Source organism: Candidatus Gracilibacteria bacterium, assembly GCA_010119145.1.
GTDB lineage: Bacteria > Patescibacteriota > Gracilibacteria > BD1-5 > UBA6164 > JAACSU01.
In genome coordinates this window covers 1-13,488 of record JAACSU010000008.1, presented here as the reverse complement: position 1 = coordinate 13,488, position 13,488 = coordinate 1, and the positions used below count along the sequence as shown (strand labels likewise).

Genomic DNA, 13,488 nt, shown 5'->3' with positions numbered 1-13,488 from the left:
AAAATATTCAAAATAAAGTTTTACTCTATCTCAAAGCTTTTTCAAATGACGTATCATTGACTCCATGCAGACTGGAGATTAAATCCTCATGTTTTTCCAGTAATATCTATAACTTCTCAAGCCATATAGAGTCAAGATACCAGTTTGGATTCAAAGTTTTTTGTAAGTTCATCGAGTATCACTCAGCCTCCTGTAACTTTTGCTTCATTCCAACTTCGCAGGTCATTAATATGAATCGTTCGTTGCATATCATCCTCTTTCAGAGAAAAAAATTTTTCTAATTTTTTGGTCATGGACTCACTATTAAATGTCATTTGGAGGCTAATATTGTCTCTCATAAAGTGAGCTTCATTTTCTGGTGTCACTCATGATTTTCTCATATATTCTCCAAGTCTTACAGCAGCGTTGTAAATCATAGGACCTGAAACTCAAAAATGTGTAAAGAGAAATGATCCATTACTTTCACTGTACACTAGCTCTTTTCAATCATAGAGTTGCATATCGAGAAACACAGTTGTTCCAGATATTTCTGTGTGATCCTCTCGACTAACCATTCCACAGAGTCATTTAAATGGCTCGTTTATAGTATGTCCAAACTGTTGTGCTATCCTGTAACCCCAACCGTCGGTTCCCACACTGGAAAAGCTCTTTCCTCAAGAGGAGAGGACTACTTTTTTAGTTTTAAATACTTGCGTTCAAGAATGCACTGTAAATACTCCATTACCTCAGAGCTCAAGAGTGTCTGCTCAAGCGTTGAGTACAATTTCAGTATTATTAGATATAAGCTCTCGTCTTAATAGATCTACGAGTTCGGTTGCTTTTCCAGATGCGAGAATGATTCTGCCTCGGTCTTCTATTTGAGTTGCCACTCATCTATCCTCCAAAAATCATATCATATCATAATTTGAAAACTGTTTAAAAGGGCTGTACATTGCCTTGGTATTTTGTCCGAAATAATCTCGTTCAGGTTCAATGTCTATGTTCGATACATTGCATCTTTCTCCACCTGACATGAGGACCTTGATTCAAATTTTGTTATTTTTTTCGAGTAAGAGTTTCTCCATTTTTTTTGGAGCGTGGATTGCTGTAAACATACCTGCTGCTCAGGCTCAGATAACTATGAGGTCATATATTTTTTGATTCATATTTTTTTCTTAATTTTATACAGTATAAGCACTAACTGTGTGCTACAAAATTTTTAGCTAATATATTTTGACAAAAATCAATATAAATTAATAATACTGCTCGACGTTTTTGAAAAATGGAGATATGAATGTCTAAAAATACAAATACAAAAAGTGGAATCATTGCTTGGGATAACAAATTTCCAGTAATCATTCCTTTTTTCCTGCTTGCTCTGGGTGTTTATTCACTGGGTCATGCTGGATACTTAGGTCATGTTGGTGAGTTATATGCAGAAGTTTTGCATATCAGTTCAATTCACTATGTGTTTATGTTAGTGGGACTTTGGTTTTTCTTTTTGCGTCTCGGTGCTGAAATCGAAATCAAAGATGTCATTGATGCTGGACCATTGGTGATATTTGCAACCTTGGGAGGTGTCATTCTTCCAATGTTGTTAACTACCTCACTAGTCTTCTTCATAGGTGGTACTGCGACCTTTGCGATTGCACTGTATGCTTCGGCTGGAGCTATGGCAACGGATGTTCCGATGGCACTTGGTTCAGCTCGAAGTGTTGAAAAATCTGTTGTAGCTGTTATGGCAATGGCACTCATGATTCTTGCAGTTGGTGATGACCTCATTGGGGTTGTTGCGATGACTGGTCTCTTTGCTGAAAATATGACACAGTTCTATGCTCTCTTAGGAGAAGCTGTGATTCTTTTGATTTGCTGGTTCGTTGGAAAGGAAGGACACATCAGCAAAAAACTTTTTAACCGTGAAACAAAAGAACTCATAAGCGAAGAAATTATCGACTACACCATCATCTCGCCAGTGTTTTGGTGGGTGATGGCAATTCTTAATACAGCCTATCTAGGTTTTGTTGGTATTGAACCAATTTTGGGTGGATGTCTTCCTTTGATTTTTGCTCCCACTGATGTTAAGCATTGTGTTGCTCGCCAAACAGAGGCAATTGCACTCTGGCTACTTCTTCCATTCGCTATGGTCGCAGGCGCGGTTGATATACTTTCTCCACAGGCTTGGGGAATCTTCACCTTACTAGCCCTATTAGGAGGATTCTTGGGGAAGTTCTTCGGAATCTTTCTTGGTGGATTCTATGGCCGGAGTAAGGCAGATTTAGATGGTGATTACGGAGTAAAAAATTTCACCACAAAGTCTCTTATTTCCATGTCTGTTGCTGGTGCCTGTAACGGGACTGTTGCAATAATTTTTGTTTCTGTCGCACAATCAAAGGGACTCATCCCGGATGATTTAGCTGGCCAGATGAAGATTGGATTTTTGCTGACAGTTCCTGCGTCATACATCATAAATATAGCTCTTGGAAATTACTGGAATCCAATTGCTAAAGTCCCTGTGGCTCAATAAAAGCGCTCGCACGGAATAAAATAATAAAAGGCCTCGCGTTATGCGAGGCCTTTTTGTAAACTATTAATTATATGGTACATTTTCAACTTCCGTATAAATAGGAGTTCCAGATGCTAGGAGCTTGAAATCTCAATCATTCGTGTCGAGATTTCATATTTTGAGACAAGGATCAAAAATTATTCAACTACATGTTTCATCATAAAATGAAGAAGAATTAGTAGATTCTCAAAGAGTAGTACTGATGGTATTTTGTGGTAATCATACTTGAGAACTTCCAGTTTTTACAGTGAGGGAATCCACATCAGTATCTTCATAACTCTGATCATATTGCTGGTTAAATTCACTAACAGAAAAATAATTTTCAGTTTTAGAAACCGTATTTGAGTCCCAAGATGTATCTCACATGAATTCTTCTCAATATATAACGTATTCACTTTTTTTTTCATCCGTCACCCCACTTCCATATTTATCTAAAATAGTATCAAGTGCAATTTGATATGATCAACTCCCACTCGAGTCGTCAGAAATATCCTCTGTGAGATTGAGAAATCCCCAGATCATAAATCAAAGAAAGAGTACAAAAAATAAAATACGAAACATAGAAACAATTGAGAATTAATATAATGTATTTTACTGATAAAAGTCTATTGTCAATGCAGTACTTTAAAAGCTTCTTATGTTTCATACATCATTCTTACGAAAAATATATAAAGAATATTTATAGTATTTAGTCAAAATATATTTTGCCAGTTTTCAAAAAATACTTATTATCTCAGTCCTTAAAAATAAAAGGAATTGCTAAGTGATGTTGTAGATTACATCACCCCGTGACTCGTCACTGAGTTATTGAGTTCTAGCTTTACATGTATCAAAAAAGGTCTCGCTTCAAGCAATCCTTTTTTCTTTATTAAAAATATTTGCTAAGATATAATTATTATTTATAATATATTAGAGTGTGGAGACAGACAGTCTAGAGAAAAATGTTGGACGATCATCCAAAGCACGTTTCTGAATGATAGTTAGTCTTCCACTCACCCAATTTACTTTGATGAGCCTGAATATAATTCATGTGCTCCAAAGATATGAATAAAGAGCCCCATTTTGGGCTCTTTTGCTGACTATATTTTAAAAAATAATTGAAATTAAAACTCAAAAAAATCCCCAGTTTTTGGGGATTTTTAATGACTATTTTTCTACTTCACCATCTTGAACATCATCTTCAGTTGGTGTTTCTGGTTCAGCTTCTGCTGCTCACTCTTGAGGAGCTCCAGCTGCATCTGCTTGAGAGTAGATTTTTTGTCCTACTTGCATGAGAGTTTCTTGGAGTGCTTTACTTGGAGTTTCATAATCATCTTTTGATGCATCTGATTTTCCGAGTACTTCTTTTACATCCTTAATTTTATCTTCGAGAAGTTTTTTATCTTCGTCAGATACTTTATCAGCATTATCTCTTATAAGTTTTTCACCTTGAGCTACTGCACTGTCAGCTTCATTTCGAGCTGTTACGAGTTCTTTTTTCTTTGAGTCTTCATCTTTTTTCGCTTCTGCTTCTTTTACGAGTTTATCTACTTCTGCTTCATCCATACCAGTAGATCCTTGAATCGTGATTTTTTGTTCTTTTCCAGTTCCTTTATCTTTGGCAGTGACGTGGAGAACTCCGTTTGCATCGATATCAAATGACACTTCGATTTGTGGAACTCCTCTTGGAGCAGGAGCAATCCCGTCGAGCATAAATCTCCCGAGTGATTTATTATCTGCAGCCATTTCTCTTTCTCCTTGAAGGACATGTATTTCTACTCCAGGCTGATTATCTGCAGCCGTTGAGAATGTCTCAGTTTTTTGAGCAGGAATGGTTGTGTTTCGAGTAATCATAGCAGTTCTTACTCAACCCATAGTTTCAATACCAAGAGTGAGTGGCGTAACATCAAGAAGAAGGACATCTGTAACGTCTCCACCGATAATACCTGCTTGAATCGCAGCACCCATAGCAACAGATTCATCTGGATTAATCCCTGTATTAGGTTTTTTTCCGAAGAATGCTTCTACTTTTTGCATAACAAGAGGCACTCGAGTAGATCCACCAACCAGGAGAACTTGATTGAGGTCACTTGCTTTTATACCTGCATCTTTTAGTACAGCTTTTGACGGTGCTATTGTTCGTTCTACCACGTCACCAATAAGCTCTTCAAACTTATTTCGTGTAAGTGTCATCATGAGATTTTTAGGTCCTGAACTATCTACCGTGATATATGGGAGATTAATATCATAATCATTCGTAGTTGAGAGCTCTTTTTTCGCTTTTTCAGCTTCATCTCGGACTCTTTGAAGTGCCATAGGGTCATTTCGAAGATCTATTGCTTGATCTTTTTTAAATTCATCAATAATCCAATCTGTTACGATTTTATCGAAATCATCACCACCAAGATGCGTATCACCATTCGTAGCAAGTACTTCAAATGTTCCTTCGTCTGAAAGTTCAAGGATAGAGATATCGAATGTTCCACCACCAAAGTCATAAATCGCAATTTTTTCATTTTTCCCTTTTCAAGCTCCATAAGCAAGTGCTGCAGCTGTAGGTTCATTTACGATTCTTTTTACTTCTAGACCAGCAATTTTACCAGCATTGATAGTAGCTTGTCTCTGATCATCATTAAAGTATGCAGGAACAGTAATAACTGCTTCTGTAACACTTTGACCGAGATACTTTTCAGCATCCGCTTTGAGTTTCATAAGAATATGAGCTCCAATCTCTTCTGGACGTACTTCTTTTCCATCAAATACGATGAGAGCAGCACCGTCTTTTCCTTTTACAACTTTATAAGGAACGTTTTTAATTTCATCTGCTACTTCATCAAACTTTCGTCCAATAAAACGTTTTGCAGAAAATATAGTTCCAGCTGGATTTGTGATAGCTTGTCTTTTTGCTGGAGTCCCAACAATAATAGAGCCATCTTTATGAGCTACGATACTAGGAGTTGTTCTATTTCCTTCTGCGTTTGGGATAATTTTCGCTTCACCACTTTCCATAAAGGCAACTGCTGAGTTTGTTGTTCCCAAATCTATACCAATAATTTTTCACATAGTTGTATAAATTAATTTATAATATTTGTTATCTAAACAGTCGGTTTTAACGACTTGTATAAATAATATTCAAAAAAATATTCCAGTCAAATCTTTTTTAGCACTTTTTTACTTTGTGTGCCAGAAATCAAAAAATATATGGTATATCTATGTATTGTTTGTAGTTATTTGCGATGTATTTTAATGTATGATAGTATTGTTTATATATAACAAAAATAAGAAATGTCTGAAAATACTCTTCATACTCAGCAAAATAAAAACTCTCAAAATGGTTGAGAGCTTTTAAAGAGTTTTGAGGATAAAATCTCTGATGAAACAGTGAAAACAAAGTTTCAAATAGAAAGAGTATTTATACTTTGAAAATTTTTTCCGTTTTTACTTGAAACCTCAGACTTTGGAGTACTTATAGATGAGTTGCAATATGACAGAAATCCAGGGGAATATGAAAATCACGAAGACGAACCACTCATTGATAGAGTAGGCAATACTAATAAAGCACCTGAAAAACTCAAAGTAGCCTAAGCTACTTTTTTTGATAAAAAAAAGAACTAATCGTGATGATTAATTCTTAACTGATTTAACAAGTACTTTAAATGCTTCTGGATGACTGATAGCCATATTAGAAAGAACCTTTCTATTAAGTTTTACCTTCTTAAGGTATAACATATTAATGAATTTAGAGTACGTTGTTCATTCTTGTCTCACAGCGTTGTTAATACGAACTGTCCAAAGTCTTCTGAAATTTCTCTTTTTAAGTTTTCTTCAGATATATGAATTGATCCCAGCTTTCATCCAAGCGTTTTTAGCTCGAGAGAAAACTCTATTATTTAACATTCGGAAACCCTTTGTTGCCTTGATAACTTTTTTATGACGTTTTTTTGTCATGAGTGCTCGTTTTACACGTACCATGATTCTTAATTTTAAGAGATAAAGAGAAATCTAAAGATTCTCATAATTATTATATACTGTATGGAATTTGTCTTTTGATTCTTGAAACTTCAGCAGCAGCTATAACAAGCCCGTATTTATGTCGTCCTTTTGATTTTTTAGACTTATTCATAAGTAAATGCTTTTTACCAGCTTTTGAAACCATGATCTTTCCAGTTCAAGTTACCTTGACTCTTTTTTTAACACCACTTCTTGTTTTTAACATAATAGAAAATTAAATATAATTATTTTTTTGGTTTTAACATCACATTAAATGTGTTTCATGTTCTTTTTACTGGAGCATCTGCCTTATAGATATCTGTAAGACTCTCTATAAATGATTCCATTTTTGTTCCAGCGAGGTCACCGTAATGGTTTTCTCTTCATCTGAGCATAAGACTTACCTTAAGAGGATGTCCATCTGCTGCAAATTTCTCCGCTTGTTTTCGTTTTACATCTAAATCATGTTCTCAGATTTTAAATGTAATTCGAATTGTCTTAAGATCTGGAGCTTTTCATTTTTGTTTTTGCTTTTGTTCAAGCTTTTTCTGTCTATAGAGATATTTCCCGTAATCGAGCATTTTCACAAGAACAACATTATCTTTTTGACCGATTTCCATTAGGTCAAGTTCTTGGCTTTTTGCTTGAGTCAGGGCATCACTTAGAGTCATTTCTCCAAGATTCTCACCATCGTCAGTAATTACTTGTACGAGCTCAGCTCGTATATCTGTATTCAGTCTTTTTTTCTTTTCTCTCATTTATTGGGGTAATGAACTAAGCTTGCTCTAGTTGTTTCAGCATTCGTACAAATTTTGATTTTTTTCTAGAACCGTTGTTTGCATGAATTATATTCTTTTTTACGAGTTTATCAATAACAGATTGGAGTCCAGATCTTTTTGTATTCCCGTTCTCATCTACTTTATTGAGGTATATTTCTTTTGCAAGTTTTGCGTCTCAAGCTTTGATAGCTTTTTCAAAAGAAACTCTCGCTTCTGTATACATTTTTTTAAAATGAGTATTTCGAGCGTTCTTCTTTCTACTTTGTTTGAGCGCTTTTTTTGCAGATGCTATGATAGGCATTGTAAGATAGTATTATCGAGTAAATATTTTTTTGAGTTTGGGGCTCTACATTTCGTAAAATGTAGCACTAAGCTGGGGGATTATATAGAAAATACTATGCTAGTCAAAAGATTTTATAAGAAATTATCTTAAAGTTCCACCTACTTTTGATACTTTGTCTATAATTTTTTCTATAAGTGTATTTTTTATAGAATCGCTCAGAGTTTCTAAATCTGATTGTATATAAATTTTAAATGTGAGACTTCTTTTTCCTGGCAACTTTTCTTGTGATTCATAAATATCCTTAAGTTCCACTTTTTGAATAAGTGCGTCAGTCTTTGAAATAGCTGTTTGAATCTTTTTTCCAGGTGTTTGAGTATCTACTACAAAATTTAAGTCAAAATTATTTTGTTGGAAATTAGATATTTCTTTTGCTGATACCAGTCAATAAAATGCTGGTTCTAGTGCACTCATATCAAGAGTGATAAATCATATTCTTCAAGTTGCTCCAAAATTTTTCGCAGCTTTTGGATGTATTTCACCGATATATCCAACTGTTTTTCCTCGTACTATCACTTGTGCTGTTCTTCAGCCATGTGCAAAGTGTGGAATCTCATTAGTAGATTCTAAGCTGTGAGAGAGAACTCAGAGTTTTGCAAATATATCATTGAGTGTATTTTGTATAGAGTAATACGCATTTTCTGTATGACTCTGCTCTATGAGTCATAGTTCATAATTTTCTGAAATACTATCAGTTCACGATGTATGAAATACTTTTTCACATTCGAATAATTTTAAATTTTTGAATTCTCTTGAATTATCTTCCAGTGCTTGGAGTAAGTTTGGAATCAGCATTGCTCGCATATGAGAAAGCTCTTCTGAAAGGTAGTTTTTAAGAGGAATATGAGTTTCTATATCTCCCAGAGCTTTTTCAATGACAGTTTTATTTGTAAATGAATAGGTATAGAGCTCAAAAAATCAATCAGAAACAAGATAATTTCGCACGTCTCTTCGTGCCTTGTAGAGTGGTGATTGCGTTACAGCTCCTATATTAATTCGTGGAATAGTCATTTCAATTTTTCCATATCCATCCAGTCGTGCTACTTCCTCTGCTATATCAGCTATATTTGTGAGATCTTTTCTCCATGATGGAGGAAGAAGCATTTCTCACTCAAGCTCTATTCATACTCGACTGAGTATTTCGACTATTTGGTCTTTGCTATATTCTTTTCCTAAAAGCATTGATATAAATTCTCCATTGTATGGAATAGTTACTGTTGACTCTTTCGTTGGATACACATCTTTGAAAGCCTCGAGCTTCATATTTGGAAGATGTTTTTCTAGTTCTTGGATGATGAGAGATGGGCCTATATCTCTCAAATCTACAATTAAATCTTTTTCAAATACATTCAGCGCATCTGTTCGTAGTCCGAGTCTTTTCCCAGTTTGCCTTAAAATCGCTTGATCAAACCAAGCTGATTCTATTATTATATTACTTGTTGTATCAGATACTGCGGAAGCTTTTCAACCTATAACTCAACCAAGAGCGAGTATATTTATCTCATCAGCGATAACTATATCAGAGCTTGAGAGTGTATAACTCTTTCCATTAAGTGCTTCAAATTGTTCTCAGTCTCTCGCAAATCTGATATGCATATCTCACTTAATGGTGTCAGCATCAAAACAGTGAGTAGGTTGTCAATATAAATACAGGGAATAGTTGGTAATATCTACCAGAAGACCTTTTGATTCTACACCTTGAGACTGAAGGACTTCTTTTATATAGTCTGGACTTTGAATATTTTGAACTCATGAAACCTTGATTCCCATGTATCTCTTTACCTCATTTTGAATATCATTTTGAATCGAAAACTCATTTAAATTTGAAAAATTTCTTTGAGCATGTTCATAATCAAGTTTCTTGCCTGCAATAGCAGAAACCTCTCGGGCTATACCTATATGTGAAAATAAATCAGGTCTATGGTTAATAGCCTTGTTATCTATTTCCAAGATAATATCATCTTTTCAAAGGACTTCATCAAGTGGAGTTCCTGGTTTTGCTTGAAGGTGTGTGAGATCAATAATTTCAGTTTCTGTTTTTGCTGGAAACTCATCTTTGAGTCATATTTCTTCAGCTGCACAAATCATCCCAGAACTCTCAACTCATCGAATGGCTGTTTTTTTCATGATAACTGGATCTCATTGTCCATGCCAAAGGACACTTGCTCCAATTTTAGCAATCGCTACTCATTGTCCAACTTGTAGGTTAGATCCACCACACACTATTTGAGTATCAGACTCTTCACCAATGTCTACCATACAAACTCTGAGAGAATCAGCATTATCATGTGGAATTACGCTTGTAATTTTTCAATACACAATATTTTCAAAATCTTTTTTTTGAGAATGCATTTCTTCCACCTCAGCAGTATGCATAATAAGGTCTTGGGCTACTTCTTCGGGAGACTTAATATCTGGAATATATTTTTTGAGGACTTTGTAGGATACTTTCACAACATTTTCTTAGAAACTAATATATCTTAAAGATAAGCATAAAGCTCCAAAAGGCAAGAAGGAGAAACAAAAAAAACTTTCAAATTTTGAAAGTTTTCTATGGAGTGATGTAAATCTATCTGAGAACAATTACTCTTTTTGCTCCATCAGTTATATCACCTTTGCTCGTTGGTACAAAATCATGCAGAGAATCCATTATTGTCTCATATGAATATGTGAAATTTTCACCCCGTGAAGTTCAAACATCATTTGTTAAAAAGAATTCTTCATTATATCAAACTATGACAAGCACATGGTATCTTGGTCCACCATCGGTAAAGAAGCTATTTCCGAGTTTTTTACCAGCAAATGGAGCAACAATTGGATGTCATTGAGCCAACTCCTGTTTGAGTTGTTCTACACTCGGATTATCAATAATTTCGTAATCTGTATATCAATAATAAGATTCAAGTATTTCAGCTGTTTCTTTCATATTTGTATCAACTCTACCATTTCAATATTTAAGCTCAACAAGTTCTGTTAAGTTATTAATATCTTCCTTATAGGTCGCTTTTGATAATGGCTCGTCTCTCACAAAATAAATTGCTTGAGCTATACTCGCTTCTTCACATGCTTCTTTCCATGGGAGAGTCCAAACACCATCTGGAGCTTGAGAAAAAAATGTAACTTCTAAATTTACTTCTTTTGGTATTTCTCAATTATTTTCTGATATTTTCTTTTTAGCTTCTTTTTTATCTACCGTCTCATCAACAGTTGGCATAGAACTTAAGGCATCTTCATTAACTTTTATTTCAGGAGCATTTTTTCATTCAGTATCTTCAATTTGACCAGTATTTTTTCTATTTTCAAAATATTCATCAACACTCACATCTTCTGAAATTCACATTTGTTGTTTAATAGATTCAGTATCACTTGATCCTACGTTAGTATCGCTCACACTTGCAAACGCTAAAGCACCTGCAAGAGTGAGAGACCCAATTGCAGCACCTATGACAGCAGTATACATTTTATTTTTTTCATTCATATATTTATTGTATTCCATTTTTAGAAAATCCACAAAATAATAGTCTTGACTTGTATGATATATGTATGAAAAAAAACTCCTACAGCTTTTGTAGGAGTTTTTTTAAAATGTGATTAAATACTGTTTTTTATTACTTCTTCTATTTCAGCTGCGAGTTTTGGATTTTCAGTCAAGAATGTTTTTGCATTTTCTCTTCCTTGACCAAGACGAGTATCACCGTAACTATAAAATGCACCAGCTTTTTTAATAACTTCTAGTTGAGCTCAAATATCTATGATTTCTCAAACTTTAGAGATTCATTGATTGTACATTACATCAAATTCAGCTTCTCTAAAAGGAGGAGCTATTTTATTTTTAATAACTTTTACTCGAGTTTTATTTCCGTTTATTTCTTTATCCATTCCAGCTCCAGATTCGATTTTTTCTTTTCTTCTGATATCTAGTCTTTGAGATGCATAGAACTTAAGGGCATTTCCTCATGTCGTAGTTTCCGGACTTCCAAACATTACTCCAATCTTCATACGAATCTGATTAATGAAGATAACCGTACATCCAGATTTACTAATAGACCCAGTAATTTTTCTGAGTGCTTGACTCATGAGTCGAGCTTGAAGTCCCATATGAGAGTCACCCATATCTCATTCTATTTCGGCTTTTGGAGTGAGTGCTGCTACAGAATCCACGATTATGAGATCAACAGCTCAAGAGTTTACAAGTTTCTCACATATCTCGAGAGCCTGTTCACCATAATCTGGTTGTGAAATAATGAGGTCTTTCGTACGTACACCGACACTTTCAGCATATCGTGGATCGAGCGCATGTTCAGCATCTATAAAGGCTGCTGTTCCTCAGGCTTTTTGTACTTCTGCAATAGCGTGGAGAGTAAGTGTGGTTTTACCAGATGATTCTGGTCCATAGATTTCTACGATTCTACCTTTTGCGTAACCTCCACCAAGTGCGAGGTCGAGACTCAGAGATCATGAAGAAGTAGTAGGAATCCCTTTTCCTATATCATCATCTCCAAGTTTCATAATAGATCCTTTTCAATATTGTTTTTCAATCATCGCTAACGCATTAGCGAGTGCTTCTTTCTTATCCATAGGAACGTATATTTATCTAATAAAAATGTTATATCTCAAAACTATGGTATATGTAGTTGGATATATAGTGAGTATATAAAGAGAATATATTTTTGCAAATTATTTTTTATATTTTCATTATTTGAGTTTGTAGTTATCTTTGAGTCATTGAAATGTTCCAATGACAATATTGTTTTGTGAGCAGACTTTACATATAAAAACATATCAACCTGGATTTTTTCTTTCAGTTTCGACGATTTTATGACAATCTTTACAATAAAAAGATACCTCTCATCTCTCTGTATCAAAGTTTTCTCTTTTTTCTCAAAACTCTTCTATGTTCACGAGGTCTCAAAAATTTCACATATATTAATCTGATTAAAATAAACTGAGTACTTCATCTTTTGTGTTTCATAAGATAACCACATCCTGATTCACGAGTTCTAAAAATGCCTTGAGTGTTGCTTCTACATCTGTCATTGCGTCATGTGCTCCTACAAAGTATTCTCCAAATAGTTTCTTGTAGAGCTCTCAGAGTTTTGGGTACTTAAATCTGAGTCCATTTCACTGAAGTTGACAGAAATCAACAGAACTTTTCATGGTACATATCACTTGATTTGGCTGATACTGATGTTGTTTTTGATACCTTCTCAGCTCTAGGTGTAACATATTTTCATCATACTCGATATTGTGTCAGACAATTATGTCTGCTTGAGCGAGAAACTGTGTAATTTCATCAATAACTTTAAGCATAATTGGTGCATTTTTTACATCTATATCATAGATATGATGTACTTGGGATGCTCCGTAGGGAATTGGAACTCATGGGTTGATAAGAATGTCTTTTCTACTTATTTCTTCAAATATTCAGTTGTTATATTCTCATAGTATTCAAGCAAATTGAATAATATAGGGCTGAGCATCCAGTGATGGATTTTTTTTATTTATAAATCAAGTTGTCTCTGTATCAAATACTAGTATTTTCATATGTTTTTTTTGTATAAATCAGTTTATATAAAGTTTATGTAATTAGTTTTAAATGACAATATGAATTTCATTTTTCTCAACTATGACATTTATTTGCAATTTTTAATGTTTGTATGATATGATAAGTGTAGTATTATTTTTTACATATTTTATATGAAAATTATTATCTCGATATTTGTGCTACTTTTTGTTTGTACAAATACTATCTACGCAGCAACTGATGCTGAAGTAAATACAAAGATTCAAAAAGTACAAGCTGTAGCTACTTGAGTTCCTGCAGCCCCAACGTGAATGGATCAAAAAGGTTTTGTCTG

At 34.3% G+C, this 13,488-nt stretch carries 15 protein-coding genes; 3 read left to right on the top strand and 12 right to left on the bottom strand.

What is annotated here, in order from left to right:
- Positions 1-20: 20 nt before the first annotated feature.
- Positions 21-1,145 carry an aminoacetone oxidase family FAD-binding enzyme gene (locus tag GW846_04130; GenBank protein NDK09942.1) on the bottom strand — a complete coding sequence of 375 codons (1,125 nt, stop codon included), beginning with the start codon at positions 1,143-1,145 and terminating at the stop codon, positions 21-23.
- A 128-nt stretch (positions 1,146-1,273) separates the two neighbouring features.
- Here GW846_04130 and GW846_04125 point away from each other — a divergent pair, with 128 nt between their 5' ends.
- On the top strand, positions 1,274-2,503 hold the full coding sequence (locus GW846_04125) for a hypothetical protein (GenBank protein NDK09941.1): 1,230 nt from the start codon (positions 1,274-1,276) through the stop codon (positions 2,501-2,503).
- Positions 2,504-2,566: 63 nt separating this feature from the next.
- On the opposite strand, the gene GW846_04120 is transcribed toward GW846_04125, so the two are convergent.
- Together GW846_04120 and dnaK are read right to left on the bottom strand one after the other, a co-directional pair.
- The gene (locus GW846_04120; GenBank protein NDK09940.1) at positions 2,567-3,103 is read right to left on the bottom strand and encodes a hypothetical protein; all 537 of its coding nucleotides are present in this window, start codon (positions 3,101-3,103) and stop codon (positions 2,567-2,569) included.
- Positions 3,104-3,688: 585 nt separating this feature from the next.
- Entirely contained in the window at positions 3,689-5,584 is a 1,896-nt protein-coding gene (gene dnaK / locus GW846_04115) for a molecular chaperone DnaK (protein ID NDK09939.1), read from the bottom strand.
- 222 nt (positions 5,585-5,806) lie between these two features.
- Here dnaK and GW846_04110 point away from each other — a divergent pair, with 222 nt between their 5' ends.
- Positions 5,807-6,106, top strand: a complete 300-nt coding sequence (locus GW846_04110) for a hypothetical protein (GenBank protein NDK09938.1) — start codon at positions 5,807-5,809, stop codon at positions 6,104-6,106.
- Between the two features lie 39 nt (positions 6,107-6,145).
- Here the strand turns inward: GW846_04110 and rplT are convergent, their stop codons facing one another.
- From rplT to GW846_04065, 9 genes are all read right to left on the bottom strand, one after another.
- Positions 6,146-6,493, bottom strand: coding sequence for a 50S ribosomal protein L20 (gene rplT / locus GW846_04105; GenBank protein ID NDK09937.1), 348 nt, complete (start codon positions 6,491-6,493; stop codon positions 6,146-6,148).
- Between the two features lie 49 nt (positions 6,494-6,542).
- Positions 6,543-6,737 (bottom strand): 50S ribosomal protein L35, encoded by a 195-nt coding sequence (rpmI, locus tag GW846_04100; protein NDK09936.1) that lies wholly within the window; start codon positions 6,735-6,737, stop codon positions 6,543-6,545.
- 19 nt (positions 6,738-6,756) lie between these two features.
- A complete protein-coding gene (gene infC / locus GW846_04095; GenBank protein NDK09935.1) occupies positions 6,757-7,269 on the bottom strand; it encodes a translation initiation factor IF-3 in 513 nt (170 codons plus the stop codon).
- 16 nt (positions 7,270-7,285) lie between these two features.
- Positions 7,286-7,591 (bottom strand): 30S ribosomal protein S20, encoded by a 306-nt coding sequence (locus GW846_04090; GenBank protein NDK09934.1) that lies wholly within the window; start codon positions 7,589-7,591, stop codon positions 7,286-7,288.
- 123 nt (positions 7,592-7,714) lie between these two features.
- Complete coding sequence (gene pheT, locus GW846_04085) at positions 7,715-10,084, bottom strand: phenylalanine--tRNA ligase subunit beta (protein ID NDK09933.1); 2,370 nt, start codon at positions 10,082-10,084, stop codon at positions 7,715-7,717.
- Between the two features lie 115 nt (positions 10,085-10,199).
- Positions 10,200-11,108, bottom strand: coding sequence for a hypothetical protein (locus GW846_04080; protein ID NDK09932.1), 909 nt, complete (start codon positions 11,106-11,108; stop codon positions 10,200-10,202).
- Between the two features lie 113 nt (positions 11,109-11,221).
- A complete protein-coding gene (gene recA / locus GW846_04075; GenBank protein ID NDK09931.1) occupies positions 11,222-12,208 on the bottom strand; it encodes a recombinase RecA in 987 nt (328 codons plus the stop codon).
- A 117-nt stretch (positions 12,209-12,325) separates the two neighbouring features.
- Positions 12,326-12,553: a hypothetical protein gene (locus tag GW846_04070; protein NDK09930.1), complete on the bottom strand. Its 228-nt coding sequence runs from the start codon at positions 12,551-12,553 to the stop codon at positions 12,326-12,328.
- Positions 12,554-12,565: 12 nt separating this feature from the next.
- A complete protein-coding gene (locus tag GW846_04065; protein ID NDK09929.1) occupies positions 12,566-13,174 on the bottom strand; it encodes a 3'-5' exonuclease in 609 nt (202 codons plus the stop codon).
- A gap of 153 nt (positions 13,175-13,327) precedes the next feature.
- Between GW846_04065 and GW846_04060 the strand changes: the two genes are divergently transcribed.
- The coding region (locus tag GW846_04060; GenBank protein ID NDK09928.1) for a hypothetical protein at positions 13,328-13,488 on the top strand (161 nt) is incomplete at its 3' end.